Origin of the sequence: Rheinheimera aquimaris, from assembly GCF_020531985.1 — a bacterium.
GTDB lineage: Bacteria > Pseudomonadota > Gammaproteobacteria > Enterobacterales > Alteromonadaceae > Alishewanella > Alishewanella aquimaris.
Genome location: NZ_JAJAVQ010000003.1, coordinates 86,735 through 103,027, shown reverse-complemented (window position 1 = coordinate 103,027; position 16,293 = coordinate 86,735). Strand labels below are relative to the sequence as shown.

The 16,293-nt window shown below is 49.9% G+C and carries 15 protein-coding genes; 12 read left to right on the top strand and 3 right to left on the bottom strand.

The window, feature by feature from the left end; all coding sequences use genetic code 11:
- Nucleotides 1–6 precede the first annotated feature (6 nt).
- Together hisD and hisG are read right to left on the bottom strand one after the other, a co-directional pair.
- Nucleotides 7–1,326 carry a histidinol dehydrogenase gene (gene hisD, locus LHL18_RS09550; RefSeq protein WP_226766893.1) on the bottom strand — a complete coding sequence of 440 codons (1,320 nt, stop codon included), beginning with the start codon at nt 1,324–1,326 and terminating at the stop codon, nt 7–9.
- A 2-nt stretch (nt 1,327–1,328) separates the two neighbouring features.
- The gene (gene hisG, locus LHL18_RS09545; protein ID WP_134056025.1) at nt 1,329–2,237 is read right to left on the bottom strand and encodes an ATP phosphoribosyltransferase; all 909 of its coding nucleotides are present in this window, start codon (nt 2,235–2,237) and stop codon (nt 1,329–1,331) included.
- Between the two features lie 472 nt (nt 2,238–2,709).
- Here hisG and LHL18_RS09540 point away from each other — a divergent pair, with 472 nt between their 5' ends.
- The 8 genes from LHL18_RS09540 (at nt 2,710) to LHL18_RS09505 (ending at nt 9,190) form a co-directional block, all read left to right on the top strand.
- Nucleotides 2,710–3,918, top strand: a complete 1,209-nt coding sequence (locus LHL18_RS09540; RefSeq protein WP_226766891.1) for a M24 family metallopeptidase — start codon at nt 2,710–2,712, stop codon at nt 3,916–3,918.
- Nucleotides 3,919–4,031: 113 nt separating this feature from the next.
- Entirely contained in the window at nt 4,032–4,283 is a 252-nt protein-coding gene (locus LHL18_RS09535; protein WP_134056020.1) for a hypothetical protein, read from the top strand.
- Between the two features lie 105 nt (nt 4,284–4,388).
- Nucleotides 4,389–6,332, top strand: coding sequence for an ATP-dependent DNA helicase (locus LHL18_RS09530; protein WP_226766889.1), 1,944 nt, complete (start codon nt 4,389–4,391; stop codon nt 6,330–6,332).
- Nucleotides 6,316–7,026, top strand: a complete 711-nt coding sequence (tsaB, locus tag LHL18_RS09525) for a tRNA (adenosine(37)-N6)-threonylcarbamoyltransferase complex dimerization subunit type 1 TsaB (protein ID WP_343834826.1) — start codon at nt 6,316–6,318, stop codon at nt 7,024–7,026. Before LHL18_RS09530 ends, tsaB begins: the two co-directional genes overlap by 17 nt.
- A 63-nt stretch (nt 7,027–7,089) precedes the next feature.
- Nucleotides 7,090–7,392 carry a hypothetical protein gene (locus LHL18_RS09520; protein ID WP_226766885.1) on the top strand — a complete coding sequence of 101 codons (303 nt, stop codon included), beginning with the start codon at nt 7,090–7,092 and terminating at the stop codon, nt 7,390–7,392.
- A gap of 61 nt (nt 7,393–7,453) precedes the next feature.
- The gene (locus LHL18_RS09515) at nt 7,454–8,194 is read left to right on the top strand and encodes an SDR family NAD(P)-dependent oxidoreductase (RefSeq protein ID WP_226766883.1); all 741 of its coding nucleotides are present in this window, start codon (nt 7,454–7,456) and stop codon (nt 8,192–8,194) included.
- Nucleotides 8,191–8,706 (top strand): DUF2878 family protein, encoded by a 516-nt coding sequence (locus LHL18_RS09510; protein ID WP_226766882.1) that lies wholly within the window; start codon nt 8,191–8,193, stop codon nt 8,704–8,706. Before LHL18_RS09515 ends, LHL18_RS09510 begins: the two co-directional genes overlap by 4 nt.
- Nucleotides 8,690–9,190 carry a chalcone isomerase family protein gene (locus LHL18_RS09505; protein ID WP_226766880.1) on the top strand — a complete coding sequence of 167 codons (501 nt, stop codon included), beginning with the start codon at nt 8,690–8,692 and terminating at the stop codon, nt 9,188–9,190. Before LHL18_RS09510 ends, LHL18_RS09505 begins: the two co-directional genes overlap by 17 nt.
- 22 nt (nt 9,191–9,212) lie before the next feature.
- On the opposite strand, the gene LHL18_RS09500 is transcribed toward LHL18_RS09505, so the two are convergent.
- The gene (locus tag LHL18_RS09500) at nt 9,213–10,511 is read right to left on the bottom strand and encodes an alkaline phosphatase (protein WP_226766878.1); all 1,299 of its coding nucleotides are present in this window, start codon (nt 10,509–10,511) and stop codon (nt 9,213–9,215) included.
- Nucleotides 10,512–10,758: 247 nt separating this feature from the next.
- Between LHL18_RS09500 and LHL18_RS09495 the strand changes: the two genes are divergently transcribed.
- The 4 genes from LHL18_RS09495 (at nt 10,759) to LHL18_RS09480 (ending at nt 16,149) form a co-directional block, all read left to right on the top strand.
- Entirely contained in the window at nt 10,759–11,607 is an 849-nt protein-coding gene (locus LHL18_RS09495) for a class I SAM-dependent methyltransferase (RefSeq protein ID WP_226766876.1), read from the top strand.
- A gap of 155 nt (nt 11,608–11,762) precedes the next feature.
- Nucleotides 11,763–13,418 carry a long-chain-fatty-acid--CoA ligase FadD gene (gene fadD / locus LHL18_RS09490; RefSeq protein ID WP_226766874.1) on the top strand — a complete coding sequence of 552 codons (1,656 nt, stop codon included), beginning with the start codon at nt 11,763–11,765 and terminating at the stop codon, nt 13,416–13,418.
- Between the two features lie 81 nt (nt 13,419–13,499).
- Nucleotides 13,500–14,633, top strand: coding sequence for a ribonuclease D (gene rnd, locus LHL18_RS09485; protein ID WP_226766872.1), 1,134 nt, complete (start codon nt 13,500–13,502; stop codon nt 14,631–14,633).
- Between the two features lie 142 nt (nt 14,634–14,775).
- Entirely contained in the window at nt 14,776–16,149 is a 1,374-nt protein-coding gene (locus LHL18_RS09480; RefSeq protein WP_226766871.1) for a DUF4397 domain-containing protein, read from the top strand.
- The last annotated feature ends 144 nt before the right edge of the window (nt 16,150–16,293 follow it).

Below are 16,293 nucleotides of genomic sequence, written 5' to 3'. Positions count from 1 at the left end.
TTGTGCTTAACCTTCAATAGTTGTGAGTTCTGCCAGACGTAGCCGCACTGCATTGGCGTGCGCGTCCAGGCTTTCGGCTTGTGCCAGCGTGACAATGGCCGGGCCGATATTACGCATGCCCTGTGCGCTTAGCTTTTGCACCGTAAAGCGGCGGTAAAAATCGGCCAGCGATAAGCTGGATACCGTTTTGCTGTAACCATAGGTGGGCAGCACATGGTTGGTACCGCTGGCGTAGTCACCGGCAGACTCTGGCGTCCATTTGCCGACAAAGATACTGGCGGCGCTGTTAAATTGCGCTACCAGCTCATCATCGCAGGCTGTTTGCACAATTAAATGCTCCGGCGCGTAGGCATTTGTTACCGTCACCGCCTGGGCTAAATCGGCGGTTAAAATATAGCGGCTGTGGCTAAGTGCGGCCTCTGCAATATCTTTGCGTGGCAGTTGCGAGAGCTGGCTGGCCACTTCTGCCTGTACAGCGGCAATTAAACCGCTGCTGTCACTGACTAAGATCACTTGTGAGTCCGGGCCGTGTTCGGCTTGAGATAACAAGTCGGCAGCGACAAAGGCTGCATTGGCGCTGTTATCGGCCAGTACCAGCACCTCCGACGGGCCGGCCGGCATATCTATTTGTGCGCCTTTGGCATCTTGGCTCACCTGCTGTTTGGCTTCAGTAACATAACGATTACCCGGGCCGAAGATTTTATCCACTTTGGTTATGGTTTCAGTACCATAGGCTAGTGCCGCTATCGCTTGTGCGCCGCCGATGGTGTAAATCTCGCTGATGCCACAAAGCTCTGCCGCATACAGAATCTCCGGCGCGATATCGCCTGCAGCTGGCTTGCCAGGCGGTGTTACCAGCACTATGCGCTCGCAACCGGCTAACTGTGCCGGCACACCCAGCATCAGTACCGTGGAGGGCAGTGGCGCACTGCCACCAGGGATATACAAACCGACCGCAGCTATGGCGCGGCTTTTTAGCTGGCACATAACACCGGTACTGGTTTCTACTTCGATATCACGCGGCAACTGGGCAGCGTGAAACTTGCGAATATTGTCGTACGCCAGCTCAATAGCGGCTTTACGCTCTGGCAATAGCTTTGCCAGCTGCGCTTGCTTTACCGTCGTGCTTAGCGCTATCGGGTTGCTCTCCAGGCCATCAAACTGCTGGCTGCAGGCACGTAGCGCCGCATCGCCGTTCGCACGAACATTGCGGATAATCTCTGCTACCTGCGTACTTAAGGATGCCGAATCCGCAAGTGCCGGCCGTGCCAGAGCGGCCTGTTGCCCGGCGTCAGATAACGAAGCCCAATCAATCACGCGGCTCATGGTTACTCCATCATCTTTTCAATTGGCAGCACTAAGATGGAGCTGGCGCCCAGCGCTTTTAACTGCTCCATGGTTTCCCAAAACAGGGTTTCACTGCTGACCACATGTATGGCTACCATCTCATCGTTGCCGGCCAGCGGAAGCATGGTCGGGTTTTCCGCACCTGGCAGCAGCGCGATAACCTCATCCAGTCGAGTGCGTGGCGCATGCAGCATAATGTATTTACTTTCATTAGCTTGCATTACGCCGTTAATGCGTGGCATTAGTTTGTTGATTAGCTTGAGCTGGCGCTCATCGCTTAAGCCCTTACGCTGAATAAGCACCGCTTTACTGCGGTAAATCACTTCGACTTCTTTTAAGCCATTGGCTTCCAGTGTGGCGCCGGTAGAGACAAGATCACAGATAGCATCGGCCAGCCCGGCGCGTGGTGCCACTTCGACTGAGCCTTTTAAATTCACGATACGGGCATTAACGCCTTGCTGCTTTAAGTAGCGCCCCAGCAAACGTGGGTAAGTGGTGGCGATGGTTTTACCGTCTAATGAGGCAGCGCCGGTGTAGTTTTCTTCCTGTGGCACGGCTATCGATAAGCGGCAACCGCCAAAATCCAGCCGTTTTAGTACAGTGTAATCAAAACTGTCGTTATCCAGTTTGCGCTGCAGTGACTCTTCTTCCAGTACGTTTTCGCCAACAATACCCAGATCACAAACTCCGTCCATCACCAGGCCAGGAATATCGTCATCACGCACCCGCAGAATATCGATGTCCATATTTTCGACATGCGCAATCAGCCGTTGTTCGCGCAGGTTGATTTTTAACCCACAGCTGGTCAGCAGGGCTTGCGAGTCGACCGACAAACGGCCGGATTTCTGCATGGCGATGCGTAAACGTTTTGATTCAGTTGCCGGACTCATATTGGTCTCCGTGACGATAATTAAATTGTATAAAGCATAAAAACAAAAACCCCGGGCCTGGGCTCGGGGTTGATGTGTTGCTGTACCACCGGAGCGCCAGAAATTAGCCCTCCGAATTATCCGGACGGCTAGTCGCTATGATGATGCAGTACAGTGACGTTGTTCATTTTGCAATTCTTGCTGATTAAGATGTTATACAACTTACCTGTGCTAATTAAAAACATCAAGTAGAAATTCACCTTGTTTAAATTCTAGATAGAATTTAATTCTCTGATATTTAATGATTTTATATTATCTCGACTACTCAGGCAGGAAAATAATTATTGTTGGCGGTCTGGACTTTGGGCTTGTTTGGTTAAATTGTGGTCAAGTTGTATAGTCATCTTGGTTGGCTGGGCTGGTTTCATCAGCCTGATGTCGGGAGTATACTGAACTACTTCCATTCAACAGATAAAAATACCCTGGGGATATAATGGCGAAAGGTATTGGTGGCTTAACCACAGAGCAGGCGTTAGCACAGTTAGATGATATGACCGCAAATGTCAGGCCGATAGCAGTAGATGAATATCAGCGGCGTATTGATAAAGCGCTTGGCTTAATGGCAAAGCAGCAATCAGATGTCATGTTGCTGAACGCCGGTACTAATTTGCGTTACTTCACGGGTGTAGACTGGTATGCGAGCGAGCGCTTAGTGGCCGCGCTGTTGTTTGCTGATGGTTCGCTGATTTATGTTATTCCGCATTTTGAAATTGGCAGTATCGCACCGCTGATGCTTATTAAAGGTGAGGTACTCAGCTGGCAAGAGCATGATGACCCTTATGCGTTATGCGCGCAGCGGATCAGAGAACGCTTTGGTGAACAGGCAAAATTGGCGCTGGATGAAAGTGCGCAGTTTTTCATTGCCGATGGTTTGCAGCAACATTTACCGAACCTGCGGATTTCCAATGCACGCCCTGTTACTGCGTCGTGCAGGATGCACAAATCGGCAGCAGAACTGGCTCTGATGCAAACAGCAATGGATATGACGCTGGCGGTACATAAAGCCGCTGCCAGTATTTTATATGACGGCATTAGCACCATCGAGGTAACCGAGTTTATTCATCTGGCACACAAAAAAGTGGGGGCTGCCTCGGGGTCGTATTTTTGTATCGTCTTGTTTGGCGAAGATACCGCGTACCCACATGGCGTAGCGCACCCCAAAACACTGTCTGATAACGATATGGTACTGATCGACACCGGTTGCCGTGTGCATGGTTACTTATCTGACATTACCCGAAGCTATGTTTTTGGTAAGGCGAATGAGCGCCAGCGCACGGTGTGGCAGCATGAAAAACATGCCCAGCAAGCCGCTTTTGCTGCAGCCAGAAACGGTATAGCCTGTCAGCAGGTTGACCGCGCAGCGCGTGGTTATTTGCAGCAGCAAGGTTACGGTCCGGATTATAACTTGCCGGGGCTACCCCATCGTACCGGGCACGGTATCGGGCTCGACATACACGAATGGCCTTATCTGGTTGAAGGAAATACCACAGAACTGGCGACGGGCATGTGCTTTAGCAATGAACCTATGCTGGTGTTGCCGGGCGAGTTTGGCGTGCGGCTTGAAGACCATTTTTATATGACAGAGCAGGGACCGCGCTGGTTTACTGAACCTGCAGTGGATATTGAACAACCATTTGGCTGAGCCTTGCGGTATATCGTCTGAACTTGTCAGTGGCAACGTACTCTTATCGTTAACAGGGCGTTAAAGCTTACCGCTCTGTTGCCGATAAGAGGAAGTAACTGCAGGAGAGTGTGATGGATGCTTTTATGCCCTTTGTTCAGCGTGTACCCGGCTCGCCGGTGGAACCCGATCCGAAACAGGTTGTGCCAGTATTTAAAGAGGCACGGCTGAGCCCGGTTAAACCGCACGAGCAGAAATACCTGATTTTGCAGCGGCCACAGCGTAAGCGTGACCGTCGTCAGGATGAATACCCCGATGCCCCCTATACCACACCCGAAGATGAGCAGCATGTTGATAAAGATGGTCATCTGGATATTTTTGTCTGAAATCCGCCGTTGTTGAGGCATAATAGCGGCCTGTTTTTTCTGCCGGTTGCTATCTGTTGTCTTTGTTATTTATCACCGCTTTTATTCGATCATACCTGAGCTGTTATGCTTAAGCAGGTAACGAGTGCTTTTGCCTCTGGTGGCGCCTTAGCAAAACACATTGCCGGCTTTAATGCCCGTGATGCCCAGTTACAAATGGCGCAGGCGGTAGCTGATGTGATTGAGCACCCAGGGGCTTTGGTGGTCGAAGCCGGCACCGGCACCGGTAAAACCTACGCTTATCTGGTTCCGGCGCTGCTAAGCGGCAAAAAAGTTGTATTATCTACCGGCACCAAAAATCTGCAGGAACAGTTGTATTTTCGCGATCTGCCTAAGGTGGTTAAGGCTCTGGCCAGCCCATTGCAATTGGCACTGTTAAAAGGGCGCAGCAACTATTTATGTTTGTTCCGGTTAGAGCAGCATTATAATCATGTGCCGCTGCAGGATGAGCAGCTGATCCAGGATCTGAGCCTAATCAAAAAGTGGTCTGCCGAGACCCAAAGCGGTGATATCGGTGAGCTGACCTACATTGCCGAAGACTCTAAGGCGTTGCCTTATGTCACCAGTACTACCGACAATTGTCTGGGTAAAGACTGTCCGGTGTACGAAGATTGTCATTTACTAAAGGCGCGTAAAAAGGCACAGGCTGCTGATTTGGTGGTAGTAAACCATCACTTGTTCTTCGCCGATTTGGCATTAAAAGACACCGGCTTTGGCGAATTGCTACCGCAGATGGATGTCATTATTTTTGATGAAGCCCATCAGCTGCCAGATATCGCCAGTGACTATTTTGGTGAGAATGTTTCAAGCCGCTTACTGCTCGACCTGTGCCGCGATATTGATATTGCCTGCAAAAGCGAACTGCGTGATCATCCGCAACTGGCAAAAACAGCAGATAAAGTAGCGCAACTGGTTAAAGACTGGCGGCTGCAGTTTGCCACAGATCCAGCGCGTGGTAACTGGCGCGAGGCCTATCAGCAAGCGGCAATGCAAACTGCGCTGAACCGTGTCAGTGAAGCAATCGATATGCTGTATCTGGTCATGAAAAGCAGCCTTGGTCGTAGCGATCTGATTGATAACGCCTTTGAACGTTTAGCGCTGTGTAAGGCCAGGTTACTGAAATTAATGGATATGCAGCAAAGCGGCGTTAGTTTGTGGTATGAAACAACCCGCCTGCACGTTAATTTGCATCTGACGCCTTTAAGTATCGCAGATAAATTCAGCACTATTGTTGCTGAAAATGAGCGCAGCTGGATCTTTACATCAGCCACCTTGTCTGTGAATAACGGCTTTACACATTACACTATGCAAATGGGTTTAACCCGTGCAAAAACGTTGTTGTTGCAAAGCCCGTTTAATTACAGTGAACAGGCGATGCTGTGCGTACCCAGGTATATGAGCGAGCCGCATGAGCAGGGCATGGCGCGCCAGCTGCTGCAAATTGCAGTGCGCTTGGTAGAAGCGAATAACGGGCGCTGCTTTTTCCTGTTTACCAGCCATCGTATGCTGCAATTGGTTGCGAAACAATTACCGGATTTAGTGCGCCAACCGGTATTAGTGCAGGGCAGCACAGGTAAGCGCCTGTTGCTGGAACAGTTTGTCACTTTGGATAATGCTGTGCTGCTGGGCACTGGTAGTTTCTGGGAAGGTGTGGATGTGCGTGGTGATGCTCTCAGCTGCGTGATTATCGACAAGCTGCCGTTTGCCTCGCCTGACGAGCCATTATTGCAAGCCCGTAGTGAAGACTGCGCCTTACGTGGTGAGGACCCTTTTGCCAAAGTACAGCTACCGCAAGCGGTGATCACTTTAAAGCAAGGGGTCGGACGGCTGATCCGCGATGTGACCGACCGAGGCGTTATGGTCATTTGTGATAACCGTCTGGTTACCAAACCTTACGGCGAGGTATTTTTAACCAGTTTGCCGCCGATGCGCCGCACCCGCTCGCTCGATGAGGCGGTAAACTTTTTACAACAGATAAAACAGGACAATGACGTTGACCAAAGCAAATAGCAAACTACTTGCCCTAGATACCTCTACTGAAGCGTGCTCTGTAGCTTTGCAGCTGGGCAGTGAGATACTGACGCTGGATGAGGTTTGCCCGCAGCAGCACAGTAAACGTATTCTGCCGATGGTACAGCAACTGCTGAGCGAAGCCGGTGTCGGCCTGGCTCAGCTCGATGGTATTGTATTTGGCCGCGGGCCGGGCAGTTTTACCGGCGTGCGTATCGGTGTCGGGGTTACTCAGGGGCTGGCTTTTGGTGCTGATATACCGGTGTATGGCGTATCTACTTTGGCGGCGATGGCGCAAGCTGCAGCACGGTTACACAGCGCCACTCATGTCATTGCGGCGATAGATGCCCGGATGGCAGAAGTGTATATCGCCCGGTTTGCACTGAACGATACCTTGAGCAATGCCCTGATGCAGGCACAAAGTGAAGAGGTAGCGATAAAACCTGATGCACTTAGTGCTTTTAGCTTAAGTGGCCCGGTAATGGGGGTTGGCACCGGCTGGCAAACTTACGCCCGGCAATTATCTGCGCTGCAGCACGTCAGCATTGCCAATGATATTTTGTATCCCTCGGCGCAGGACATGCTTACGCTTGCATTACCGGCTTTGGCCAGCGGTGCTTTTATTGCAGCGGAGCACGCTGAACCGGTATATGTAAGAGATGAAGTGACCTGGCAGAAACTGCCCGGCAAATAAAAATACTTGGTTTGTTGGCTGTGCTGGTTATAATTAGCGCTAAGTTCGTCCGGAAAGTGTGCTATGACACTGAATATCAATTCTGCTGCTAATGCAACGCAAAGTATCAGTACCGTTTTTAACGGCACTGAGCCTCGCCGTGCCCAGCTGCGTAACGAGCAAACTACGGAATTGCCACAAGGGCGCGGTGTCCGGGCCAGCTCTGCCGTTATCGACCGGCTGGACGATGAACGGCGTCAGCAAGCTAATTTCCGCGCCGCTACCGACAGGCGCAGCCAACAGGCAATAGATGCCTATCAAAGCCAGGCCAACGAGCAGCGCCGCAGTGAAGTACAATCCTTGCTGGGTGTCGATCTTTACGCCTGAATAAATCCAATCTGCTAGTACAACCGTAACCTTAACAACGTCGTATTGTTGAGGGGCTTTTATGAATTCTACCTGCTTAATTACCGGAGCCAGTTCCGGCATTGGCCGGGAGCTGGCGCTTTATTACGCGGCGCAAGGCTGGACAGTATACGCGGTGGCGCGTTCAAAAGATAAGCTGGATGAGCTGAGGCGCCAACAGGGCGCTATTCATGCCGTTGTACTTGATCTGACTGACCGGGATGCACTTCGTTCATGTGCTGAGCGTTTACACGCAGAGGGCGTCGTGCTGGATCTGCTGCTGCTAAATGCCGGTACCTGCGAATACGTCGATGTTAACGATCTGGATTTAACTGCTTTTGACAGAACCTTCGCGATTAACTTTCAGGCGGTGGTAAGTAGCACTAAATATTTTATGCCGCTGCTAAAAGCGTCTTTAGCGCCGAAGCTGGCAATTGTCAGCTCTATGGCACATTTTTTCCCTTTCACCAAATCTCAGGCATATGGGGCCAGTAAGGCTGCGACCAGTTATTTTGCCGACACCTTGCGGCTCGATCTTGCAGGCAGTGGCATCAGTGTGCATTTGATTGAACCCGGCTTTGTCGATACGCCGCTGACCCAAAAAAATGATTTTACCATGCCATTTTTACTGCCGGTACAAGAGGCAGCAAAGCGTATTTATAACGGCTTACAGCAAGGGAAAACACGGCTGCGCTTTCCGTTGCGTTTAAGTTTTATGTTAAAGCTGCTGTCTATGTTGCCTTATGGCTTACGCAATAAAGTCGCGCAGAGGATGAAACAGTGAGCATTGCAACAGGTTTTAACTGGCGGGCACTGATAGGTTTTCAGCTAGGTTGGTTTGCACTGATTTTCTGGCAGAACCTGGCGTTAGTGCCGGTTGCAATGTATTGGTGTTATGGCCTCTGGTGCCTGACATTAAGACAGCGCCTGGCAGTACTCATTATTCTGCTTATCGGGCTGTGTATTGATGCTCTGTTAATCCAGTGCAATATATTGCAGTTTCTCAGCGCACAAGGCGTTGAGCTCATGGGGTTGCCGCTGTGGTTTATAGCCCTGTGGGCCATCTTTGCGCTTGCGTCAGTTGAGTTTATGGCCAGCGTACTTACCCCGCCCTGGCTTGCCGCCATACTGGGAGCAAGCGGCGGGCCCTTGTCTTATTACAGTGGGGCGGCGCTCAGTGGTGGCGCCTTGCAGTTTCCGTCAGGCATGTGGTCTGCCGTCTGCCTGATAGTTGTCTGGGCACTCATTGCCATCTTATTAGGCCAAAGCCGGAGGCTATATGTTGAAACAGCTTAGTGGGGCGATAGTGTTGCTGTTTACTGTGAATAGTTACGCTCTGCCAGAGCTTAAAACTGTTGGTGAGGGCACATATCGCTATCTGTTCTGGCAGCTGTATGATGCCCGGCTGGCGAGCGAAAGCGGTACTTTTGAAAGCTACCGGCAAAGTTCACCTTTACTGTTAGCACTGACATACAAGCGTGACATCAGTAAGCAGCAGTTTATTGATGCGACGATCGATGAATGGCGTAAACTCGGGCGGAGCAGTGAACAACAGCAACAGCAGTGGGCCGGGCAGCTACAAAGTGTGTGGCAGGATGTAAAAGAAGGCGACACCTTATCGGCGCTGCTGCAAGCTGACGGGAGCGTGATATTTTACTTTAATGGTGAAGAAACCGGAACGCTGACAGATGCTAACTTCGGCAGCGCTTTTTTTGATATCTGGCTGCATCCTGATACCAGTGCACCAAAGCTGCGCCGCCAGTTAATAGCGGCGCAGTAGTTTTAGCGTCAGCTAGCTAAGTTTATTTAGTCTGCTGAATATATTGGATCAGCTTTTTCGCAATATGGGTGTTGTCCTGAAAGCCGGCAAAGTTTTTTGCGTCTTTACCATAGGCCAGCACCGCCACATCAATCGCTGTGTGACCACCGGTTGTCCAGCCAGTGAACGAATATTTGGCCACCAGTTTGTTGGATAATTTACGCAGAGTGTCTTCGTCTTGCTTACGTGTACTTAACAGCTCTGCTTTTTCGGCATCGTTAAGACTAATAGAGGTCAAATCTGACCACAGTGCTAGGGCATCCTGATCTGAGCCGGCTTGTTTTAACTGCTTCGCAATACTGCGACCGGTCGCTTTAACTTGTTTCACTACGTCAGGCAGCCACTTATATTCACCTGCGGCGCCAAGGGATAAACCGCCAGTCTCGTGATCTGCTGTAATGACCAGTAAGGTATCCGGGTGGTTATCCACATAGGCTTTGGCAACTGCTATGGCTTTGGCGAAGTCGTTCATTTCAGCCATAGCGCAAGCGATATCATTATCATGGCCACACCAGTCAATCTGGCTGCCTTCAACCATCAGTACGAAGCCTTTCTCGGCGGGTGTCAGCAGCTGTAATGCTTTCTCGGTCAGCGTGGCCAGTTGCTTATCCTGCTTGCTGTTAAGTGCCGCAGGTAACGCTGTTTCTGCCAGTAACGCCAGTGCCGGTGTTTTAGTCAGGGTGTCCAGCTGTTGCCAGCTGTCAGTGTATTGAAAACCCAGCTCTTTGAATTCACTAACCAAATCACGGCCGTTACGGATAAAGTAATCCGTACCACCACCTAACATCAGATCCGCAACCGGCATGCCATTAATGCGGTAGTCCAGAAACATGTCGGCTATTTCATTATAGTTACGACGGCTTTTGTTATGTGCCAAAAAAGAGGCCGGTGTGGCATGGTTAATTTGTGAACTGGCCACTATGCCATTGGCTTTGCCCAGCCTTTTCGCCAGCTGCATCATAGTGCCGATAGGAATGTGCTGGCGGTTTACCGATATGGCACCATTGTAGCTTTTCACACCTGTTGCCAGTGCTGTAGCGCCTGCTGCAGAGTCAGTAACGTAGGTATCGTCATCAGGGTAGGTACTGGCCACCCCTTGCCACAACTCATCGAAAATCGTGTTTTCCACCGTTTTGGTACTGGTATCGTCACTATAGTAACGATACGCCGACAGATACGCCGGGCCCATACCATCACCAATCATATAAATAATGTTCTTCGGTGCGGCCAGAGCTACAACCGGTGTAAACAACAAAGATAACGATAACAAATGTCGGCGCATACAGGTTTACCTTAATAGGGCTTGATGTTATTAGCTGCTAGTGTACTTTATAGCGTAGCTGTGACAAACGGATGTCGATGAAGCGGCAGTATAACAGGCTCAATGTTCTGTTTTGAATTATGCATGCAAGGCGGCTAAATTAACTGTGCAGGGAACTGAATTAAAACTGAATACTCGAAGCATTAGTTAATATATATGGCAGTTTCGCTGCCTATTAGTATTGCCAGCACTTATAAAGGTTTGAAGTATGTCAATTATTACTACAAGAAAGACAGTGGTGTTATCTTTATTGTTTAGCTGTATAGCGTTCTCTTCGGTGGCAGATACTGCCGCCCAGTCTACAGAGTTTCAGCAACTGGCTGAGTCAGCGCAGCGCAGCGCTGAACATATCCAACGTAATGAGTACCGTCATCCTGCACAAACGTTGCAGTTTTTTGGTATTAAACCAGACATGTCTGTACTGGAAATCTGGCCAGGGCATGGCTGGTACACCGAAATACTGGCGCCGTTTTTAAAAGAACAGGGAAAGCTGACATTGGCGCAGTTTCGCCATAACGACGGTTCACTGAAAGACGACCGCAGTATTTTTTGGGCGCGGGTTAGTGAGCGGTTGGCGCAGCGTATAGCTGACAATGCTGAATACTTTGGCACGCCTGACATGATTGAGCTCGACCCGCCACTGTTTTATCCGCAGCAAAATGAGCAATATGACATGGTGCTGACATTTCGCAATGCGCATATCTGGAATGAAGACGGTAACTTGTTTGCCACTTTACAAAGTATTTTCGCGGCATTGAAGCCAGGCGGCATCCTGGGTATGGTCGAGCATCGTGCCGCCAGATTGTCTGATATTTCAAGCTCTGCAGTAGAAGGTTATCTGGATGAGTCTTATGTGATAGAGGCCGCAGAGCTGGCAGGTTTTACATTAATGGAAAGCAGCGAGCTTAATGCTAACCCGGCAGATACCAAAAATTACCCGAAAGGGGTTTATGCGTTGCCGCCGACACTGGCTATGGGTAACTATAACAAAGCAGAATATCTGAAAATCGGTGAAAGTGACCGTATGACATTAAAGTTTATTAAACCGGAGCAATAAACAGCGCTAATTGTGCAACGCCGGCAATTATGGGATGATTAGCCGTTAGAGTAAAAACTCCAATGAAGCCACCACAGCAATTAAGCGCAACAACAGATTGCGTGCAGGTGGTTTTATATCTATAAAATAATAACCTTAGACAAGAGGAGAGGGCGGTGGATAGAGTTTGGATAAAACGTTACCCGTCAGGCGTACCCGCAGAAATTAACGCTGATCATTACCCGTCATTACTGGATATTTTTGAACAAAGCATCGCCCAATACCCGGACAAAACCGCTTTTATCAATATGGGTAAAAGCATCAGTTACCGCGAGCTGGATAAACAAAGTACCGCTTTTGCGGCTTATTTACAGACTGAGTTGGGGCTGAAAAAAGGTGACGCTGTTGCCATTATGATGCCAAACTTGCTGCAATATCCTATCGCCTTAATGGGGATATTACGCGCTGGTTGTGTTGTCGTGAACGTCAACCCGCTGTACACCCCGCGAGAACTGGAACATCAGTTAAACGATTCGAAAGCGAAAGCCATAGTGATAGTGGATAATTTTGCCCACACGCTGGCTGCGATAGCAAGCAAAGTAAAGCTGGATCATATTATTCTGACCAAAATGGGTGACCGTCTTGGCACGCTTAAAGGCACAATAGTTAATCTGGTTGTCAAACATATTAAAAAGCTGGTTCCAGCGTATAACCTGAGTAAGTTTGTTCGCTTTAACAGCGCGCTGGAGAAAGGCGCTACCTGTAATTACCGTAAGCCAGAATTGCAGGGCAGTGACATCGCCTTTTTGCAATATACCGGCGGTACCACAGGTGTGTCTAAAGGTGCCATGCTAACGCATCGTAATATGGTGGGTAACCTGGAGCAGGTCAGTGGCTGTCTGGATAAGTTACTGCAAAAAGGGGCAGAACAGGTTGTCACTGCATTGCCGCTGTATCATATCTTTGCGTTAACCGCGAACTTCTTTACCTTTTTCAAATATGGCGCAACAAATCTGCTTATTACAAACCCGCGCGATATGAAAGGCTTCGTCAAAGAGCTGAGCAAATTTCATTTCACCATCTTTACCGGTGTAAACACGCTGTATAATGGCCTGCTGAATACCCCTGGTTTTGCTCAGTTAGACTTCAGTGGCTTAAAAGCTTCTATTGGTGGCGGTATGGCGGTACAGCGCCCTGTTGCAGAGCGCTGGCAGAAAGTAACCGGTACCCGCTTACTTGAGGGCTACGGCCTGACAGAATGCTGCCCGTTGGTAACGGTAAGCCCATACGATATTGACGGTTACAACGGTAGTATTGGTTTACCTGCACCCTCCACTGATATCAAACTGGTTGATGATGACGGTAACGAAGTGCCGCCGGGTGAGCCGGGCGAGATGCTGGTAAAAGGGCCACAGGTCATGCTGGGTTATCTGAACCGTCCGGAAGAAACCGCGAAAGTGCTAAAAGACGGCTGGTTGTATACCGGCGATATCGCCCGTATGGACGAAGAGGGCTTCTTTTATATCGTTGACCGTAAAAAAGACATGATTCTGGTGTCTGGCTTTAACGTGTACCCGAATGAAATTGAAGAAGTTGTCGCCATGCATGACAAAGTGCTTGAGGTTGCAGCTGTTGGCGTGCCAAATGAAGCCACAGGTGAAGCGGTAAAACTGTTTATCGTGAAAAAAGATGCCAGCCTCACTGAGCAGGAGATCATCCAACATTGCCGGCAACATTTAACGGGCTATAAAGTACCAAAACTGGTAGAATTCCGCACAGAATTGCCAAAAACCAATGTTGGTAAAATTTTGCGGCGTGAACTTCGCGGTTAACACGCAATAGAACAAAAGCCGGCTCTGATGCCGGCTTTTGTTTGCAGTATATTTTCATTACCAGAGTAATACAGGTAACAGATGACAGGGTTGATAACCGACAACGCGGCATTGGCAGCTTATTGTCAGAGGGCCGCACAGCGCAAAGTGCTGGCACTGGATACAGAATTTATCCGTCAAAGCACGCTGGCGCCCAAGCTTGGCCTGATCCAGATGTTTGACGGCGCCGCTCTGGCGCTGGTTGACCCACTTGAGATTACCGACTGGACACCTTTTGTGCAGTTGATGTCAGACAACCGCATAGTGAAGCTACTGCACTCATGCAGTGAAGACATAGAAGCGCTGGCAACTATTGGGGTTATCGATATTAACCCGCTGTTTGACACTCAGTTGGCTGCCGAGCTGATTGGCTGGGGCAGCAGCATGGGGTATGCCCGTCTGGTCGAGCAGCTAAGTGGTGAAGTGCTGGATAAAAGTGAATCCCGTACTGACTGGCTGGCGCGGCCGCTAACGGCAACGCAATTACAATATGCTGCAAACGATGTGCATTTTTTGTATCCGTTATACGACAAATTACTGTCTCACATGAGTGACATGCAGCAGCAGCTATTGTTACTTGAAGGCGCGCAACTCATGCGCCGGCGTGAACAACAGCTGCCATTGGCGTTTAAGTATCTGGAAATCAAAAACAGCTGGCAGCTCAGCCCACGTGAGCTGGCGGTACTGCGCGAGCTGGCGGCCTGGCGCTACAGCTATGCGCAGCAGCGTGATTTGGCACTGGGGCTCATTTTAAAAGATATCCACCTTATTGAACTTGCCAAACGCCGGCCATCCACGGCAGAAAGCCTGATGAACATTCCGGGCATGCCACCACGTGATGTGCGCCGCCACGCTAAGCTATTGGTTGATATTATCACCCAGGCCAAAGAGTTGCCGTTGTCACAGTGCCCGCAGCGCTTTTATCACAACGACAGCTTCGCCGGTTATAAAGAAACCGTAAACGAGCTGACAAAAGCAGTGAAAACTGCCGCTGAGGCGTTAGCAATACCGGCTGAATTTATGTCTGTTAAGCGCCAGCTCAACGAATACCTGAACTGGTGCTGGCGGGTGTCGGATGAGGAACGTCAGCAATTGCCGGTGCCAGAGTATCTGACTGGCTGGCGTCAGCGTCATTTGGTCCCATTCCTGCCGCAGCCAGCCCATATCAGCCGGTAGCGCCGCCTTACGTTAATGCACTGAGCTTGGATCAGTGCTTTTTGTTGGCCTTTTTGTTCTAATTTTGTCATTTAAACGCAATGATCCTGCTGTTTTAGTCTGGCGTAACACTTCAGCAACTTTTAACTGAAGGGTTATAACAATGCTTAAGATAAAACACTTTGCTTTACCTGCAGTATTGGCACTTTCTTTAACCGGATGCTGGTTAGACGATGATGATGATCCGGCCCCAACTCCTGAACCTCCCGCTGTTGAAGATGCTACCGTTCAGGTAGTGCATGCCGTTATCGACGCGCCAGACGTGAACATTCTGGCCAACGGCGATGCGGTTATCACTGATCTTGCTTTTGCACAGGCGTCTGACGTGCTGGAGCTGCCGCCTGCCACTTACAGTATCGCCGCAGAGGCACTTCTGCCGGGTGATGACACCGCAACTGTTATCGGCCCAATCGATTTAAGCCTGGAAGAGGCAAAACGTTACACCGTATTTGCCGTGGGCAAAGTGATGGATGACTCACTCGAAGCGCTGGTTGTGCCGGGCACCACGGCCGACGTTAGCAGCGGTAAAATTCGCTTGCAGGTTGTCCATGCCGCAGCCGGTGCGCCAGAGGTTGACGTGCATGTAACGGCACCGGATGCAGAGCTGGGCTCGCCGCTTGCAACATTAATGTTTAAAGACTTTACCGATTACGTGGAAGTTGACCCTGCCCAGTATCAGGTGCGTATTACCTTGCCTGGCACTAATACCGTGGTGTTTGACAGTGGAACCTTAGACTTAAGTACCGCTGGGACTGATTTGGTTGTCGCAGCGATAGACAGCCAATACTCTGGTGAGTCACCGGTATCCTTACTCGCTGTAGCGCAGGATGGCACTGAAATGGCTATTCTCGATGGCAATGCGACATCCTCAGTAAGAGTGGTGCACAATGTATCTGATGCACCGGCAGTGGATGTTATCGTCAATGATGCTATTACGCTGGTGGATGCGTTAGCCTTCCCGGATTTTACACCTTACGTAGCTGTGGCGCCTGATACCTACAATGTGAAAGTGGCTGCTGATGCCGATAACAGTGTGGTTGTTATAGATGAAGACCTGATGCTGGATGCCGGTGCGTATTACAGCGTACTGGCAGTCGGCGCTTTGGGCGAGAACAGTATAGAGCCGCTGGTGTTATCTGATATGCCGCGTCGCATAGCGACAGAAGCGCAGGTGCGTATCGTGCATGGCTCAACCTTAGCCGGTAACGTTGATATTTATGTTACCGCAACAGAAGATATCAGCGCGGCAACACCGGCCTTTGCTGATGTGCCTTTTAAAGCTGAAACCGGCTATGTCTCGCTGGCCGCGGGGGACTACGTGGTCACAGTAACGCCAGCCGGCAGTAAAACCGCAGCCATTGGTCCGGTAGCGTTAATGCTTGAGGCAAACAGCATTTACACCGCTATCGCCCGCGATGGTGTCGGGTTAACAGCAGATGTTGGCCTCATTTTAATGGACGACTTTGTCCAGCCTTAAGTATTCGAATAACAGAAGGTCCTGTTAAGTTAAAGCCCGCAAACGCGGGCTTTGTGTTTTTGCGAATATTTATGTTAACCATAGTGAAATACTTTGCCAGTTATTCATAATCTTGCTACTTTTTCGCGGCAAAAATAATGATAA